Here is a 16,478-nt window from a genome sequence, read left to right as displayed (position 1 = left end):
TGGGCAAGTCGTTGCGCAGTTTCAAGCGATTCGTGCTCCGGCGGGGGCTCCGAGACCCGCTTGATAACTGGAGTACGTCCACGTGCGCAGTAAGCATTATCAAGTTGCGCAAGTTGCTGCTCAAAGTTCTAAGCCTTTCAGCAGGTTCAAAGCCTAACTGACTGAATGCAATCAGTCGGTCATGGCTGCTTCAAGTGCGAAGACCCATTGGCACACCCTTTGATGTGCATTCCTGATCGGAGACGGTCAACTAACGGCTGTTTAACTTCATGAATCCATATAGGAATAACCCTCAATGAAAGACATTATTCGCCTGGGCGACCTCACCACTCATGGCGGTGTTGTGCTTCAGGCATTCACGAATACCGAGCTCAACGGCAAGCCCATCGCAGGGGTAGGGCACAACGTCAGCTGTCCGCTGTGCAAAGGTATTTTCCCGATCGTCGAGGGCAGTAGCGTGTACACGGTGAACGGCACACCCGTTGCGCTAAACGGCATGAAAACCGCCTGCGGCGCAGGTCTGATTGCCAGTGGACCGAAGGCAGCCGTCCGCAGTTAGGCGGCGCGCCGCGCGTCTGCCGCAGAGAGCAGCATCCTGCTAACCCATGACAGCGGAACGAGTTTTCAAGCGGTAGCGCAACCCCGCCGTCTGTACGCCTTCTACTTCGAACCGCTGCCTGCGCCGTCGCCATTCTGCTTCGCAGTGACGCGCCGCTTATTAACGTTATACACGGCGCCGTTTGTCGGCCGACACCGACCTCCATTTAAACTTTTCAGGACAAACCTTTGGTCGGGTGCGTTCGCACTTCGCTGAATTTCAGCTTCATGGGTCTCTCTTTATATCTGTGCGCTCTGCTTAGTTGACCGAGCGACAAGCATAGAAAGCTGAACTTACTGTTCTAAACCCTGATACGAAATTAGCCTGAGAAGGGAGTAACACTATGTTCCTGCACAATAAGCGTCTCCAATACACTGTTCGCGTTGCCGAACCCAATCCGGGGCTGGCCAACTTGCTGCTTGAGCAGTTCGGCGGCGCCCAAGGCGAACTGGCTGCGGCCACTCGCTACTTCACCCAGGCACTGGCTGAAGAAGATCCAGGTCGTAAAGACCTGCTGATGGACATCGCCACCGAGGAGCTGAGCCACCTCGAAATCATCGGCTCGATCATCGTCATGCTCAACAAGGGCGGCAAAGGCAAGCTGGCCGAGGGCGTCCAGGCGGAGGGTGAGCTGTACCGTGACATCAACGGCGCCGGCAACGATTCGCACATCACCCAGATTCTCTACGGCGGCGGTGCGCCGCTGGTGAACTCGGCAGGCGTGCCATGGACCGCTGCGTATATCGACAGCATCACCGAGCCAACGGCCGACTTCCGTTCCAACATCGCTGCCGAGGCGCGGGCGAAGATCGTTTACGAGCGGCTGATCAACGTCACCACCGATCCAGGCATCAAGGACGCGTTGGGCTTCCTGATGACGCGAGAAATCGCGCACCAGATGTCTTTCGAGAAAGCGCTGCACTCGATGCAGCCGAACTTCCCGCAGGGCAAACTGCCGGGCATGCCAGAGTTCACACGGACGTATTTCAGCATGTCCAACGGCGAACCCAACGTGCGTGGCCCATGGAACAGCGATGCGGACTTCGAGTACGTCGAAAATCCACAGCCGGCAGTGGATGGCGGCGACGGGACTGCTACGGTGACGCTGAGCGAAGATGATTCAGTCACGCTGACCATGATGAAAGAACGCTTGAAGTCTGACTTGACCGCTGACCCGATGACCGGTGCCGACCTGGGTTCAGGCCTGGCGCAGGGTAAGGACGAGTAAGCGCTACCGAGTAAGCGATATTGATCAAGCGATCCAGCGAGGGTCGGCGGTGGTTCGAATAATACCGCTGGCCCGATACCGGCCCAGGTTGTCCAGGGGCAGGTTTCGCCGATGCACGCCGATTTCACTCATGCCTCAAACAGGGAGCATTGCTGATGAACACAGTCCTCGAAGACTTCACTGCCGTAGAGCCCACTGACGGGATCGATCGCGTCTTTCAGTCGGGTTACGCATCCTGCCTTGACCGGTTTGAGGCCGAAGCGACAACGCTGGAGCGCGGCTTTAAAACGGCTTTGTTTGTACAGCAGTTCAAGGCCGGGCTCTTGCTCAAGCCTGAGCGGGAAGGCCGGCGACTTCAGCAATGAATGGTGAAATACGCATGCCTGTGTGAAAGCCGCGCAGGTAGCGACCGCTCTGGCTTGTCTACCGGTTTGATTTCATAGCTTTTGCCCGCGAACAGCGGGCTTTTTTTGTTGGGCTGGACTGATCCGCGATAACCCGCCACTGTATCGCCCTTTACGCGGCAGCAATGCGCATCCAAGGGCCTGAGGGGCATCAGGAGAGGGAGCAGATTTGAATCAGCTAAAACGCCTTGAAAGCGGAATCAGAGGCTTTGACGCTTTGCTCAAGGGCGGTCTTGTCGCAGGCGCGTCCTATATCGTTCAAGGCAAGCCAGGCTCCGGGAAAACCATCCTGGCCAATCAACTGGGTTTCAATCATGTTCGGCACAATGGCCGCGTGCTGTTTGCCACGCTGCTTGCCGAGCCCCACGACCGACTGTTCCATTTTCTGTCGACGTTAAGTTTCTTCGACCGCAGCGCGGTCGGCCAAAGCATTCAGTTCGTCAGTGCGTTCGACACCCTCGAGAACGACGGCCTGGACGAAGTGGTCAAGCTGCTGCGCAGGGAGATCACTCGCCAGCAAACAAGTCTGCTGATACTCGACGGCCTGCTCAACGCACGCTCCAGGGCTGAAACGCCGCTGGACACCAAGCAGTTCATTTCCGAGCTGCAGGGACATGCTGCATTTGCCGGCTGCACCGTGATGTTTCTCACCAGCTCGCAGCTCGACGATGGCAGCCCTGAGCACACCATGGTTGATGGCGTGATCGAGATGGGCGAGGAAATCGTCGGCTCGCGGACGGTACGCCGTATCAAAATGCGCAAGACCCGGGGCAGCGGAGCGATTCCCGGAGCGCACGAATTCGAGATCAACGATCAGGGCATCTCGATCTACCCGCGCCTGGAAAGCATGCTGATCCGCGCCGATCTGCCGCTGGACGCCCCTCATATCCTGGTCAGCAGCGGCATCGATGCGCTCGACGCGCACATCGGCGGTGGTCTGGTGAGGACTTCCGTGACGTTGATCATGGGCCCTTCCGGTGCAGGCAAAACTTCGCTGGGCCTTCAGTTCCTGGGCCGCTGTTCCGCTGAAGAGCCCGGGTTGTATTTCGGATTCCATGAATCCCCGCAACGGGCCAAGGCCAAGGCGCGCTCACTGGGTCGCGATTTCGCTTCGCTGGAGGCGGCAGGCGCGGTGCATATCGATTGGAACCCGGCATCGGCAGGGCTGATCGATCGGCTGTGTTACGAACTGCTCGAGCGCGTCGAGCGGCAACAGGTCAAGCGCGTCTTCATCGACAGCATCAACGCCTTGAGCCGTACGGCGGCAGATCCGAGCAGGGTGCTGGATGTGCTCGAAACATTACTCGGGGAGCTTCGTGCGCGCGGCGTCACGGTGATGGCAGCCTGGGAGGCGCACCGTTTGATCGACAATCGTGCGGGTGTTCTGATGCCAGACATTTCGGGAGTGGTCGATAACCTGCTGCTCGTCCAGTTCGTGCAGCACCGGACTGAACTTCAACGCCAGGTTTCCATTCTGAAGATCAGAGACAACGCTTACGATCCCTCGCCACTTGAAGTCGTGATGAGCCGTGCTGGAATCACCATGAAGAAGGTCTGAGATATGCGATTCGCAACGGGGAGGTGGCAAAGCGTGAAGCGTCGCCTGACGGTCGCGGCATCATGGGAAGCATTCCTCTGATGGTGACCATTCTGATCGTCGACGACGAATACCTGATTGCCGATATTCTAAGCTTTGCGCTGGAAGACGAGGGTTTCATGACCGTCGTCGCTGGCAGTGGCAACAAGGCACTTGAGGTCCTCGACCGTGAACGGCCCGACCTGATCATTACCGACTTCATGATGCCGGGTATGACGGGGCTCGAACTGGCCGAGACAATCAAGGCCCGCGAGCTCTACGCACGGACGCCAATCATCCTGATGAGCGGGGCCCAGGCCTATCTGGGTGCGGAGCGGCCGGATCTGTTTGCCGAGATCATTGAGAAGCCGTTCGATATCGATCATGTCATCGGGAAAATTCAGGCGTTGTTTGATGACCGTACGTAAGCCCATTGCATAAATGGGTCCTGTATCGGCCTTCAGGGTTGAACGAATCGTTTCAGTGCAGGGTCGATACTGATAACGCTTACGAGACGAGCAGTGGCAATGAATACCTGGTACAGCAAATCATTAGGCGAGGGCACTGTTGTCTACCGTCGCCTTCGCGCACTGAACGAACTTCGCCATCAAGTGTGCCCTGACGCCGCGTCTCCCTATTCGCTGTACATGGACGCCGTCAGCGCGGAGACCATCGTGCTGTTTCATCCGGATCAGATAGTTCTCGCCACCGCGTTTGGTGCGTTGCCCTGTGCGCAACCGCAGATCAACGGCGTGCGCATGATTGATCTTGAATACCGCCCTCTGCCCGTGACACTTCAAAGTGCCCAGGTATTCAGCACTTCGCCAACCCGTGCGCAACCCGGCGTATTTGCAGAGCGGCCCGGTTTAGCGGCGGCTCACTAATAAACTGCGGCGCCACTCACTAGATCGGTCATGGGCGCCGAGGGAAGTTCAGGTCTAATCGCTAAAGGGAGAACAGCATGGCAGTGGCAGTGGTCCGACTTGAAGGTGACGATATTCCGCTGGAACACAGGCAGCCCGGGGTCACCGCTGTATTCCGCGTCAAGAATGATGAGGGTGACGTCGGTTATTTCGATGACGAGGTGGAGGCGGCCAAGTCTGCCGTTGAGTTAAGTAATGCCGAGCAGTCTTCCTGACCGCGAGTATTAATTTCTCGTTTTAACCGTGGTTCTTCCTGATCTTTTTTGAAGAGGTGGGGGTTCAGAGAGCTGCTGGATTTATGTGCTGTTCAAACATTCCCGGACAGGTTGATCACTGCATCGACCAAAGTGTCCGGCGCCTCCTGTGGCACATTGTGCCCTACGCCTTCAATCACCCTCCTGGTCACCTGTCCGCTGAAGCCCCGCACCGCAGACCTGTCATCACGCGGCGACGACACACCGTCATCGGCGCCCGACAAAATGATCGTCGGCACCACGATTGCGGGCCTGGATGCCAGCGCCTGCTCGATCTGCGCATATGCCGGATCGCCTGCCACCAGCCCGTAGCGGTGGCGATAGGAGTGCACCACCACCTCAACGAAGTCCGGATTGTCAAACGATGAGCAGGTGTTGGCGAACGTGGCTTCGGTGAATGCCCACGTCGGGGACCAGAGCGACCACAGCAGGTGGCAGAAATCGCCTCGGTTGGCGGCAAGGCCAGCGCGCCCGCGTTCTCCATGCAGGTAATACTGATACCAGAGCCGGCGTTCGGCGTCCGGCGAGGCGGGGGTATTGGCCTTGGCGATGTCCTGGATGTTGTAACCCGGGTCGCAGCTGACAAGCCCCGTTACCCGTTCCGGCCACAGCGCAGCTACCACACAGGCGGCGCGCCCACCCCAGTCGTACCCGGCAAGGATTGCCTTGCCAATGCCGAGAGCGTCCAGCAACGCCAGCAGGTCAGCACCGAGCGCAGCCTGTTCGCCAGAGCGAGGCGTCGCGGCGTCGATGAAGCGGGTTGGGCCATAACCTCTGAGATACGGCACGATGCAGCGGTAACCGGCATGTGAGAGGCGCGCCACGACATCGTCATATGCCCGGATGTCGTAGGGGAAGCCATGCAGCAGCACGACCACAGGGCCATCAACCGGTCCCTGGTCCAGGTAAGCGATATCCAGCACACCCGCGACGATATTCTTCACGCATTGGCTCCGGCAGAGTTTTGGCTGCGAGCCTCGACGAGGTCTGGCCCGGCAATGGTGATCGGATTAATGACTGAGCGTGAACATCAATTAAAAGGAAGTCAGCTTGATAAGCGCGTAATCACCGATGCAGCGCACTGGGCGCGTGCATCGGCCGATGGTCGACTGATCGAACAGGGCCAGTCCATGGCGCCGTTCAACCGGCGGCCAGATCAGGAAACCCAGGATTCCACGGTGTCGGAACCGTGCTCGGCTTTCCATTCTTTCAAGGTTTTGTGGTTGCCACCTTTGGTCTCTACCACTTCACCGGTGTGCGGGTTTTTGTAGACTTTGACAGCCCGGGCTTTGCGAGTGGTTTTCTCGGGGGCGCTGTTGTTCTTGCCCTGTTTGGACCCGGTGGAGTGGTCCATGATCGAAATGATGTCTTTCAGGCTTTTGTTGTATTCACCCAGCAGCGTACGCAATTTGCCTTCGAATTCGATTTCCTGCTCAAGGCCTTTATCGCCTTTCATGGCTTCCAGGGCAGCCAGTTGGTCGGCGAGGTGACGTTCGAGTTGGCGGTATTCAGCAAGTTTAGACATTGGAACTCCATGTTTCGGTTTGTTGATACTGACGTGCGGCGTTAGCACTGGCGAACATTGGAGCGCACGGTGGCTACTGATGTAACCGTCGACACTGTAGTGCGTGTGACTGCATGGATGCCAGTCCTGACGAGTAACTTTCACTATTTAATTTAGCGTTGGCGCGCCTTGAAACCGGCGTCATTGGAATGCAGCTCGTTCAGCGTTCAGGCAGCGCAAGCTGTTGCAGAGGTGCTATCGACGTCGCATTCAACGCCAGCCCGCCAAAAGAACTCGTGGGGTCTACATACCGCAGTGCAGATTTAATGTCCTTCCATCCAACATAATTCATCAGGCTTTTAATATCCCAGCCATTGGCTGATGCCCAAGTTGCAAATCCCCTGCGCATTGAGTGGCTGCTGTAGAGATCCTCGGGCAAGCCGGCATCCTTGAAAATGCGTCGCAGCATTGGCACCAGGCTATGTGAGTTGATCGCCTCGTCCGACAGATTGCCCCAGCGGTCGATGCGACGGAACACCGGGCCCTGTGTCAGGCCCGCCACGGTGATCCAGTTTATATAGGCATTCACCGGACACAGTGCTTTAAGGGCCGGGGTGCGGAAGGTAGTGCCTTCGTGCTGGCGGTCGCCCTTGGTGTACGGCAGATAGAAGGTGATGCCTTCGCCGGCCTGCGCTTCTGTGTTGCCCACCTCAAGCCTTGCCAGTTCATCCCCGCGAAAGCCGCGCCAGAATCCAATCAGCACCAGGGCGATGGAGCGACGGTGGCGCATCAGTGTGCTGTGATCCCCCCGCTGCCAGGCGGCGTCCGCTTCATGTTCAAGCCACTCGACCGCCTGCTGCAAATGGCGCAGCAGCAGCGGCGCGGCCTGCCGGGCACGGGCAGGGTGCACCACGCGGATGCCCTTGAGCAGCTGGCGCACGGTCGGCGTTTTGGTGGGGTCGGGGAAGCCCTGTGTGACATGCCACTGGGCGAGCGCGGCCAGGCGTTGCTTGAGTGTGCTGATGGCGTGCTGGTCTGCGTACTCGGCGAGGTAGCGGACGATGCCGTCGCCGGTCGTGGGCAAGTACCCGCCCCATACCACTTCGAAATGCTCAATCGCAGCGCGATAGCTGCGCCGCGTGTTGGCGCGCGTGCCGGCTGACAGGTAGCGATCGGCTTTTTCCACAAGCACCTCATGACGGCGACACGATTCTGCCAGCCTCGAAATGCGCATTGGGAAGGCTGGGATGCGATAAAGCACTATTATCGGCGGTCAGTTGAAACATTTCCATATGATATTTTTACTGTTAACGTAGCCTGTAATAACGTGTTACGTAACACGGTACGAAATTGTAGGAGATGACATGGCGCGCGGTGGAATCAACAAGGCAGTTGTCGAGCAAGCTCGGCAGGCGTTGCTCGGTAGAGGCGTGTACCCCAGCATCGACGCCGTGCGCGTCGAGCTCGGTAACACCGGCTCTAAAACCACCATTGCTCGCTGTCTCAAGGAGCTGGATACGCAAACACCGAGGGAGGCGACGTCCCGGGAGCGCATGAGTGGAGAGCTCAAAGCCTTGGTCGAGGGCCTGCTGGATCGGCTCGCGGAGGAGAGTGCCGAAGTGGTTGCTCAGGCACAGACAGAATTCGATCGTCAGCGGGCCGAGTGGGAGGCGCGACTGGAAGGCGCAGAGGCAGACCTCAAGTCGGCTCGTCTCCAGTGCGACTCACAACAGGCGGCGCTTGCCGAGCAAAGCGGTGTGTTGCAAACGACGCACTCGTCCTGGCAGACGGAGCTGACCCGTAACGCCAAGCTGAGCCAGCAATGTCAGGACCTCGAGAGGCGGGTTGAGGACAAGGAGCGGCAGATCCAGTCACTGGAGGAGAAGCATGTCCACGCCCGCGCAGCGCTGGAGCACTACCGCGAGGCAATGAAAACCCAGCGCGAACAGGATCAGCGCCGGCATGAGGCTCAGCTTCAGCAGATTCAGCTCGAGCAACGCAAACTGCAGGAGACGCTGGTTATCAAACAGGATGAATCCACGCGCCTGAACCGCGACAACGAGCGCTTGCTGGGCGAGTTGCGCCAGCAGGCGCGCGCGCTGACCGATCAACAAGAGCAGGCGCAACGGCTCGCCACCGAGCTTCGCGCTGCGCAGATGTCCAGCGCGAAGGCGGATGGCGTTCGCGAACAGCTGCTTGAGCAAGTCACTGCCGCAAAAGCCGACAACCTGTCTCTGCAGCAAGCCGTATCCGCGGCACGGGAGCAACTTTCGCAGGCCCATCAGCACGCTGCTGCGCTGAGCGACGAGCTAAAAGCACTTCGCGACGAGACCCTTCGCGCCAAGTCGCAAGCCACTCAAGAAGCCACTGCAGCAGCGCCGCCGGACAGCGCGTAAGCAATGCCAGTGGCCAGGGCGCCGCGCCTGCGATCCGGTCAAACGGATGTGGTGCCGCGTCGCTCATCATTGCCAGCCCTCCGCCGATATAGACGTTAGCGACCGACGCGTCTTGAATTCTGCGGAATACCATGTCAATTCAACCCTCCACACACAACGCCTCAACCAACAGCCCATCGACCGTGGCGCTTGCCCGAGGCTCGCTGTTCAAATTCGTTTTTCTGCTGGCGGGGGTCTTTTTGCTGGCGGCTTACTTGTTGGTGTTTCTCGCCAATGATCTGGACCACACAGAAGAGGTCGAAAGCGCGTTCTACACCGAAAAGGCCGTGCGCTCGCTGGAAAAGTCCCTGACTGTCACGGTCAAGGACTACGCATTCTGGGGCGATGCTTACCGCTACCTGCACCTCAGGGTCGATCCGGACTGGGCGTTCGTGCGCCAGAATGTCGGGCCCACGCTGTACAGCGATTTCGGCTTTCAGGGCTTGTTTGTCGTCGATGAGGCCGGGCAGACGGTGTATGCGGTGGTGGAAGGCGAGCTGGAGAAAGTGAGTGCCGACACGTGGCTGGGGCAGGCCAAGGCGCAGATCCTGGCCAAGGCGCGGGAGGGCGCGGAAACCGAAACGCCGGTAACGATGTTCATCGACCTGAACGGGACCCCTGCGGTGGTGGCCGCTGCGGCGATTACCCCCGGCACTGATCCCACCGTGGAGCTCGACGGCCGCGCGCCTTCGGTGCTGATCTTCGTTGACGTGCTGGATGACACCAAGCTGGCGGCGCTGGGCAAGGAATACGGCGTCGATGGCCTGCACGTCGCCACGCCGGATGAACGCCCACAGGTGTCCATTTTCCCGCTGGGCGAGGGCGGCCACGCCGGTGCGCTGCACTGGACGCCGCCCAAGCCGGGTGAGCGCTTGATGGCCATGGGTTTGCCGCTGATTGGCCTGGCTGCCGTTCTGGTGTGCCTGATGACGTGGGCCATTCTGCGTCGCACCACCGCCGCCGCGCGGTTTCTTGATGACAGTTATGCTTCGTTGCAAAAGAGCGAGAGCGCGCTGGCCACCAGCGAAGCGCGTTTTCGCGATGTGGTGGAGGCCAGCTCGGACTGGGTCTGGGAGATCGACAGCGAGGGACGATTCACCTATCTGTCCGACCGCTTTGAAAGCGTGACCGGCCTGAACCGGTCGCAATGGATCGGCGCCTTGATGGATGACCTGTTGCAGACCGAGCTGGGCAAGGTGTCGCAATGGCTGGCGATTCCCAACCGCCGCCCTGACATCACCATCCAGTGCCGCTACCTGGAAACCTGCGGCCGCGAACGGGTCAGTCGTCTCTCCGCGCGCGCTATGAGCGCTGGCGGCTTTCGCGGCACCGCGACGGACGTGACGGAAGAAGTCGAAGCCCGCCGGCGTATCGAATTCCTGTCTCAGCACGACGCCCTGACCGGTTTGCCCAACCGGGTACGGCTGCAGGAGTTTCTGGACGGCAAGCTCAAGGCATTGCCAACCCTCGACCAGCCGCTGGTCATGCTCAGCCTTGACCTGGATCGCTTCAAACCGGTCAATGACCTGCTCGGCCATGCGGCCGGAGATCGCGTGCTCAACGACGTGTCGGCTCGGCTGTCGGACTGCGTGCGCCACGGTGACTTGGTGGCGCGGGTCGGCGGTGACGAATTTGTGCTCATCCTCAGTGACACCCGCACTCAAGATGAAGTCGAGTCGCTGTGCCGGCGCTTGATCGAGTCTATTGAGCGACCCGTACTGCTCGACGATCAGGAAATCTTCGTCAGCGCCAGTATCGGCATCGCCATGGCGCCCACCGATGCCCGCGAAGCCGCCGAGTTGTTGCGCTATGCCGACATCGCACTGTATGAAGCCAAAGCCAGCGGTCGCGGCACTTGGCGGTTTTATGCCGGGGACATGAACGCCAGGATCATCGAACGGCGACGACTGGAAAGCGACCTGCGTTATGCGATCAAACACAACGAGCTGCGCCTGCACTTCCAGCCGCGCTTTCGCATCTCCGACGGCGAGATGGTCGGTGCCGAAGCGCTGGTGCGCTGGCAGCATCCGCAACGCGGCCTGATTGCGCCCGACACGTTTATCCCGATTGCCGAGGAAACCGGCCTGATCATTCCCCTGAGCGACTGGGTCATGACCCAGGCGTGCAGCGAGGCCGCGCGCTGGCCCGAGCACCTTTTCATCTCCATCAACCTCTCGCCTGCCGAGTTCAAGCGCGGCAACCTGCCGGCGCGGATTCAGTTCGCCCTCAAAGCCACTGGCATCGCGCCTTCGCGGGTCGAATTCGAGATCACCGAAGGGGTGATGATCGAAGACGCCGTTGGCGCGCTGGAGGTCATGCTCACCCTCAAGCAACTGGGCGTGCGCATCGCCATGGATGACTTCGGCACCGGGTACTCGTCGTTGAGTTACCTGCGCACGTTCCCGTTCGACGGCTTGAAGATAGACCGCAGCTTCCTGACCCGGCTCAGCGAAAACGAGAGCGACCGCTCAATCGTGCAAGCCATTATCGGGCTCGGTCAGGCGCTCTCGCTGACCGTAACGGCCGAGGGCATCGAGACCGCCGAGCATTTGCAGCTGCTCAAGGCGGTGGAGTGTGAAGAGGGGCAAGGGTATTTCCTGAGTCGTCCGCTGACCACCACTGACTTTCACGCGCTGCTGGCCACGAGAATGACGGCAGAGGTCGATACAAACGTTTAAAGTGCGCCCCGGCGGCGCCCGGTCAGGACGGCGCACGCGTTCAACCCCCTGCGCCTTGCCGCCGTTTCTTTCTGGAGCTCCCATGACCCACCCGCGCGCTGTTTTCACCGAAGGCTCGGTGGCCCGGCACGTGATGGTGATGTCGAGCACCAGCGCCTTGAGCCTGCTGGCGGTGTTTCTGGTGGACATCTTCACGCTGCTTTACGTCTCAATGCTGCACGACCCGCTGCTGCTGGCCGCGACCGGTGTGGCCAAGGTGCTGATCTTCCTCAACAGCGCGGTGTCCAGCGGTCTGATCATCGCTGCGGCGACGGTGCTCTCCGAGCGCATTGGCCATCGTGCGTCCAAGGCGTCATCGCGACTGGTCACGCACTTGATGCTAATGGTGGTCATCGCGTCGGGGGCGACGGCCGCGTTGCAACTGGCCTTGCTGGAACCGCTGACCCATTGGATGGGCGCGGATGGCAACACCTACGAAGCCGCGCGCGTGTTCATCTGGCTGACCCTGCCGTTCAGCGTGTTGCAATCGGCCATGCAAATGGCTGCGCAAATCCTGCGAACCGCGGGCGACAGTCGCCGCGCATTGTGCGTCGTGTTGTCCGGCGCCGCCGTGCTGGCGGTGGCCGACCCGCTGTTCATTTTCGGTTTGGGCCTGGGCCTTGAAGGCGCGGGGATCTCCTATGCATTGTCCGCGCTGGTTTCCCTCGGCCTGGGCCTTTACTGGCTGCGGGCCCGCCTGGCAATGCCGTTTACCCTGCGCGCGAGGCTGTTGCGCCTGCACACCGGCAAGGTCATGCAGGTCGGCCTGCCGGCGATGGTCGCCAATCTGGCGACGCCTGTTGGCCTGACCTATCTGGTGTCTTCGATTGGCGCCTACGGCACCTCGGCCCTGGCGGCGATGTCGGTGATGGACCGCATCATGCAGTTTGCCTACTGCGTTTTTTTCTCGTTGCCCGCCGCACTCGCGCCTGTGCTCGGGCAGAACATCGGTGCCCATCGACAACAGCGGGTCGCCTCGGCCATTGGTTTCAGCCGCAAGCTGGTCATTGTGTACGGGCTGATGGTCTGGGGCGTGTTGCTGCTGGTAGCTAATCCGCTGGCCGATGCCTATGAACTGGAGGGCGCGGGGCGAGCAATCTTTCTAGCCTTCTGCCACGTCGGCGGCGGCCTTTGGGCCGTCATGGGGCTGGATTTCGTCGCCATCGCCATGTTCGTCACCATGGGACGGCCGTGGCTGGTGGCGATGTTCGCCTGGCTGCGTGCCAGCCTGGGCACGGTGCCGTTCATCATTGGCGGAATTCACCTGTTCGGCGCAGCCGGCGCCTTTCCGGCCATGCTCACCGGCAACGCGTTGATTGCCCTGACTTCGATTACAATCGCGTCCGTCACGGCCAGGCGGTTTCTGCGCCGGCGTGTCGAAGCGCAGGCGCAGGTTTAACGTGCTCAGGCTTTTTTCGAATCATCGAGACAAGGGTTTATGACAGACGAATCAGGGAACGACTCGCCCGAGGTGGCTTTGCCCAAGCGCCGCCGCGCGCCGAAGGGCGAAATGCGCCGGGCCGCGTTGCTCGATGCGGCGACCGCGATCTTCGCTCGGGACGGCTATTCGGGTGCATCGATGAAAGACGTCGCCCAGCTTGCCGGCATAACCACCGTGGGCCTGCTGCATCACTTTCCGAACAAGGAAGCGCTGCTCAACGCACTGCTGGAGCGGCGGGATGAGCGCGTAGTGTCGCGGTTCAGTGAGCTGACCATGGAGATGACGCTGGAGGGGTTTGTCCGCTTTTTGCGGCAGAGCATGAGCTTCAGCGTGGAGAGTGCCGCAGAGTGCCAGGCTGCCATGGTGCTGAACACGGAGAGCCTGTCCAGGCTGCACCCGGCGTACGCTTGGTACAAAGAACGCTTCCACATCACCCACCATCACGCGCAGGGACACCTCCAGGCCTTGATCCAGGCGAACGAGATTCGCGCCGACATCCAGGCGAAAGCCCTGGCCCAGGAGATTTTTTCAGTGATGGATGGCTTGCAGATTCAGTGGCTGAGGGCACCCGAAGAGGTGGACGTGATGGCCGTCTTCGATATCTACCTGCAGCGGTTGAAAGCAGACATTCAAGCTCGTCCCTGAGCTTGAAAGAGGGGCTTAGTAGGTCTGTGCAGCGCTGACCTGGACTGCCTTGCGCAGCGGTGACGGCAGCGGATTGCTGTCGCGGGTGGTCAGGTGTTCCGGGAACAGGGTGATCAAGGTGCGATCCAGCGGCAGGTCCTCGGAATCCGGGCCTACGAGGATCTTGAACTTGCCGGCGTCCACATCCCAGCTGTCGGTCTTCTCAACGTAGTACGCAAGCGAGCGTGAGTCGATCGGGATGCTCACAGTCTTGCTCTCGCCCGGCTGCAGATACACCTTGGTGAAGCCCTTCAGCTCTTTTTCCGGACGGTCGACTGCCGGGTTGGCAGGGTGAACATACAACTGCGCAACTTCAAAACCTGCCTGGGAGCCGGTGTTGGTCACGGTGAATTTCACATCAACCGTGCTGCCCGGCGCCATCACGTTGGTCGACAGCTTCAGGTCGCTGTAATCGAACGTGGTGTAGGACAGACCGTAGCCAAACGGATACAGCGGCTTGGCGTGCTTCTTGTCATAACCGCGATAGCCCAGGTAGATGCCTTCGCTGTAGTTCATTTCGGTCAGCGCATTGTCACCCAGGTACTGCTTGGGATCGGAATACGACGGGTAGCTCGGGTTGTCTTCGATCTTCTTGTCGATGGTGATCGGCAATTTGCCCGATGGATTGACCTTGCCATAGAGGATCTCGGCCAGGGCCTGACCGCCTTGTTGACCAGGGAACCAGGCGTGCAGGCTGGCGCCCACTTTGTTCGCCCACGGCTGCATGTCCAGCGCGCCGCCACTGTGCAAAACCACCACGGTGTTGGGGTTGGCTTTGGTGGCGTAGGTGATCAGGTCAGACTGATATTCAGGCAGCGCGTAGTCGTGGTCATTGGACTCGCCTTCGTACTCGTAGTTGGTACCCGCGGCAATGACCACGGCGTCGTACTTCGAGAGATCCTTCGGTGGACGCAGCGAGGCCCAGCTCATCTGAACCCCGGCCAGGCCACCCAGTACCGGCGTGAAATTGCCCTGCAGGCGACGGTACTCGAGCTTGACGGTGTATTCCTTGCCCGCTTGCAGCCGTGCGGTTTTGCCGGAAGTGACCAGTGCGTTGATCAGGTCGAAAGACTTCTGGGTGCCGTCGTTCTCGAGGACCAACTCATCATTGACCCACACTTTGAACGCGCCGTCGGCACGCACCTTGAAGACCTGCTCGCCAGAGATGGTCGGCTTGATCTTCGCGGTGAAGCGTGCGGAAAACGCGCCCGGTGTGGTGTTGAAGCCCGACACTGCGGTGACGCCGTTGTCGGTGGTGTTGCTGTTGGCGATCCAGTCGAGGTTGACGCCAGGCTCGACGCGAGTCAGCGCCGGAGAACCCGACAGCTGGGTATTGGAGAAGTACTCGGCCTTCACACCGGTGTTGCTGATCCCGTTCTGGCCTGTGGCCGGCTGATACCAGACCGAAGCCTTGGGGTTCAGGCTCATCTCACGCAGGTATTCGACGTTGGCGCCTTCTGAGGCCAACTGCTGCAAGCCGCTGAGTTCGGTGACGTAGGTATTGGGCGGCGAGTTGGGCGTGCCGAACGGCGAGGTCGGCGGTTGCAGCGCCAGATCGCCGATCACGGCAATTTTCGCGTCGCGGGCCAGCGGCAGCAACGGCTTGCCGGCCGAGGTCTTCTCGTTGCGCAGCAGCACGATCGATTCACGGGCCATGTTCAGCGACGCGCGCTGACCATATTCCGGGTGCTCAAGGGGCTGAGCCTTGTTCAGTTGCTTGTCGAAGCCGTAGCTCACCAGGGCACGCAGGTTGCGCTTGACCTTGTCGTCGATGACGTTCTGGGTCAGCTGGCCGCTCCACAGGTAGGGCAGCAGCTTGGCTTCGGTGAATTGCAGGCCTGACGGCATGTCGATGTCGGTCCCGGCCCACGCGCCTTTGAACGCATCCTGGACCGAGTTGAAGTCACTCATCACGTTGCCCTGATAGCCCCATTCGCCTTTCAGGACCTCGGTCAGGAAGTGATGGTTCTCGCAGGCGTAGTCGCCGTTGATCTTGTTGTAACCGCACATGATCGACGCGACGTTGGCGTTCTTCACCAGCGATTCGAACCCCGGCAGGTACAGCTCACGCAAGGTGCGCTCATCGGCCTTGATGTTCACGTAGTGACGGTTGGCTTCCTGCTCGTTGGCCAGGAAATGCTTACCCGCCGCCTGGATGCCCTGCGCCTGAATGCCGTTGGCGATAGCCGGGCCCATGACGGCACCAAGGAACGGGTCTTCGCCGCTCACGTACTCGGCCGAACGCCCGCCAAACGGGGTGCGGTAGAGGTTGACGCCAGGCGAGAGCATTTGTTGGCCGCCGGAAATGCGCGTCTCGTAGCCGATGGCCAGGCCGAACTCCTTGGCGCGATTAATGCTCCAGGTCGCGGCAAGTGCGGACTGCGCCGGGTACTGCGCGCCGAAGGTTGCGTTGTTGACGTGTACGCCCATGGATGAGTCGTAGGCAATCGTGCCCTCCATGCCCCATTTCGGCAGGCGAGGGATCATGTGGCCGTCGTCAACGCGGGTGAAGTTGATCTTCTCCGAGATGTTCATGTTGTCCAGCACGGCGCCGACGCGCGCTTCGACATCGTTGCCGGTCATGGGCGTTGCCGCTTGAACGAGCGATGCCTGAGCGATGCTGATCGCCAGCAGGCTCAGCGCCATGGTGTGTTTGAAGGCTGACAAGGGGAACGTCCTCGCGGGAAGGTGATGGTCTGTCGTCATGTGAAGGC

General features: G+C 60.2%; 15 protein-coding genes. 11 read left to right on the top strand and 4 right to left on the bottom strand.

From position 1 onward, the window contains the following. Positions 1 to 295: 295 nt before the first annotated feature. The 7 genes from LT42_RS04250 (at position 296) to LT42_RS25905 (ending at position 4,944) form a co-directional block, all read left to right on the top strand. The gene (locus LT42_RS04250) at positions 296 to 559 is read left to right on the top strand and encodes a PAAR domain-containing protein (protein WP_037010208.1); all 264 of its coding nucleotides are present in this window, start codon (positions 296 to 298) and stop codon (positions 557 to 559) included. A 382-nt stretch (positions 560 to 941) separates the two neighbouring features. Continuing rightward, the gene (locus LT42_RS04245) at positions 942 to 1,826 is read left to right on the top strand and encodes a manganese catalase family protein (protein ID WP_037010206.1); all 885 of its coding nucleotides are present in this window, start codon (positions 942 to 944) and stop codon (positions 1,824 to 1,826) included. A gap of 155 nt (positions 1,827 to 1,981) precedes the next feature. Next, complete coding sequence (locus LT42_RS04240; protein WP_037010204.1) at positions 1,982 to 2,191, top strand: hypothetical protein; 210 nt, start codon at positions 1,982 to 1,984, stop codon at positions 2,189 to 2,191. A 208-nt stretch (positions 2,192 to 2,399) separates the two neighbouring features. Then, positions 2,400 to 3,788, top strand: a complete 1,389-nt coding sequence (locus LT42_RS04235) for an ATPase domain-containing protein (protein WP_052075062.1) — start codon at positions 2,400 to 2,402, stop codon at positions 3,786 to 3,788. 80 nt (positions 3,789 to 3,868) lie between these two features. Then, entirely contained in the window at positions 3,869 to 4,234 is a 366-nt protein-coding gene (locus tag LT42_RS04230) for a response regulator (protein WP_037012935.1), read from the top strand. Between the two features lie 99 nt (positions 4,235 to 4,333). Beyond that, positions 4,334 to 4,690 carry a hypothetical protein gene (locus tag LT42_RS04225; RefSeq protein ID WP_037010202.1) on the top strand — a complete coding sequence of 119 codons (357 nt, stop codon included), beginning with the start codon at positions 4,334 to 4,336 and terminating at the stop codon, positions 4,688 to 4,690. Positions 4,691 to 4,767: 77 nt separating this feature from the next. Beyond that, the gene (locus LT42_RS25905) at positions 4,768 to 4,944 is read left to right on the top strand and encodes a hypothetical protein (protein WP_160176711.1); all 177 of its coding nucleotides are present in this window, start codon (positions 4,768 to 4,770) and stop codon (positions 4,942 to 4,944) included. A gap of 92 nt (positions 4,945 to 5,036) precedes the next feature. Here LT42_RS25905 and LT42_RS04220 read toward each other — a convergent pair whose 3' ends face one another. The 3 genes from LT42_RS04220 to LT42_RS04210 all read right to left on the bottom strand — a co-directional run bounded on the left by LT42_RS04220 (position 5,037) and on the right by LT42_RS04210 (position 7,673). Continuing rightward, the gene (locus tag LT42_RS04220; protein ID WP_037010200.1) at positions 5,037 to 5,927 is read right to left on the bottom strand and encodes an alpha/beta fold hydrolase; all 891 of its coding nucleotides are present in this window, start codon (positions 5,925 to 5,927) and stop codon (positions 5,037 to 5,039) included. A 212-nt stretch (positions 5,928 to 6,139) separates the two neighbouring features. After that, positions 6,140 to 6,508, bottom strand: a complete 369-nt coding sequence (locus LT42_RS04215) for a histone-like nucleoid-structuring protein, MvaT/MvaU family (RefSeq protein WP_037010199.1) — start codon at positions 6,506 to 6,508, stop codon at positions 6,140 to 6,142. 199 nt (positions 6,509 to 6,707) lie between these two features. Further along, on the bottom strand, positions 6,708 to 7,673 hold the full coding sequence (locus LT42_RS04210; protein WP_037010197.1) for a tyrosine-type recombinase/integrase: 966 nt from the start codon (positions 7,671 to 7,673) through the stop codon (positions 6,708 to 6,710). A 178-nt stretch (positions 7,674 to 7,851) separates the two neighbouring features. Between LT42_RS04210 and LT42_RS04205 the strand changes: the two genes are divergently transcribed. From LT42_RS04205 to LT42_RS04190, 4 genes are all read left to right on the top strand, one after another. After that, positions 7,852 to 8,883 (top strand): DNA-binding protein, encoded by a 1,032-nt coding sequence (locus LT42_RS04205; RefSeq protein ID WP_037010195.1) that lies wholly within the window; start codon positions 7,852 to 7,854, stop codon positions 8,881 to 8,883. 131 nt (positions 8,884 to 9,014) lie between these two features. Continuing rightward, positions 9,015 to 11,600, top strand: a complete 2,586-nt coding sequence (locus tag LT42_RS04200) for a bifunctional diguanylate cyclase/phosphodiesterase (RefSeq protein WP_037010193.1) — start codon at positions 9,015 to 9,017, stop codon at positions 11,598 to 11,600. 82 nt (positions 11,601 to 11,682) lie between these two features. Next, positions 11,683 to 13,038, top strand: a complete 1,356-nt coding sequence (locus tag LT42_RS04195) for an MATE family efflux transporter (protein ID WP_037010191.1) — start codon at positions 11,683 to 11,685, stop codon at positions 13,036 to 13,038. A 39-nt stretch (positions 13,039 to 13,077) separates the two neighbouring features. After that, entirely contained in the window at positions 13,078 to 13,725 is a 648-nt protein-coding gene (locus LT42_RS04190) for a TetR/AcrR family transcriptional regulator (protein WP_037010190.1), read from the top strand. Between the two features lie 15 nt (positions 13,726 to 13,740). Here LT42_RS04190 and LT42_RS04185 read toward each other — a convergent pair whose 3' ends face one another. Then, positions 13,741 to 16,470, bottom strand: a complete 2,730-nt coding sequence (locus tag LT42_RS04185) for a beta-glucosidase (RefSeq protein WP_052075249.1) — start codon at positions 16,468 to 16,470, stop codon at positions 13,741 to 13,743. Between the last annotated feature and the right edge of the window lie 8 nt (positions 16,471 to 16,478).

Origin of the sequence: Pseudomonas lutea (assembly GCF_000759445.1) — a bacterium.
GTDB lineage: Bacteria > Pseudomonadota > Gammaproteobacteria > Pseudomonadales > Pseudomonadaceae > Aquipseudomonas > Aquipseudomonas lutea.
The sequence above is the reverse complement of the archived record's forward strand: the minus strand, read 5'-3'. Positions and strand labels throughout refer to the sequence as shown.

Coding starts and splice junctions, on each gene's coding strand:
- LT42_RS04200 (WP_037010193.1), top strand. CDS start 9,015: ATGTCAATTCAACCCTCCACACACAACGCCTCAACCAACAGCCCATCG.
- LT42_RS25905 (WP_160176711.1), top strand. CDS start 4,768: ATGGCAGTGGCAGTGGTCCGACTTGAAGGTGACGATATTCCGCTGGAA.
- LT42_RS04185 (WP_052075249.1), bottom strand. CDS start 16,470: ATGACGACAGACCATCACCTTCCCGCGAGGACGTTCCCCTTGTCAGCC.
- LT42_RS04225 (WP_037010202.1), top strand. CDS start 4,334: ATGAATACCTGGTACAGCAAATCATTAGGCGAGGGCACTGTTGTCTAC.
- LT42_RS04245 (WP_037010206.1), top strand. CDS start 942: ATGTTCCTGCACAATAAGCGTCTCCAATACACTGTTCGCGTTGCCGAA.
- LT42_RS04250 (WP_037010208.1), top strand. CDS start 296: ATGAAAGACATTATTCGCCTGGGCGACCTCACCACTCATGGCGGTGTT.
- LT42_RS04195 (WP_037010191.1), top strand. CDS start 11,683: ATGACCCACCCGCGCGCTGTTTTCACCGAAGGCTCGGTGGCCCGGCAC.
- LT42_RS04240 (WP_037010204.1), top strand. CDS start 1,982: ATGAACACAGTCCTCGAAGACTTCACTGCCGTAGAGCCCACTGACGGG.
- LT42_RS04230 (WP_037012935.1), top strand. CDS start 3,869: ATGGTGACCATTCTGATCGTCGACGACGAATACCTGATTGCCGATATT.
- LT42_RS04215 (WP_037010199.1), bottom strand. CDS start 6,508: ATGTCTAAACTTGCTGAATACCGCCAACTCGAACGTCACCTCGCCGAC.
- LT42_RS04205 (WP_037010195.1), top strand. CDS start 7,852: ATGGCGCGCGGTGGAATCAACAAGGCAGTTGTCGAGCAAGCTCGGCAG.
- LT42_RS04190 (WP_037010190.1), top strand. CDS start 13,078: ATGACAGACGAATCAGGGAACGACTCGCCCGAGGTGGCTTTGCCCAAG.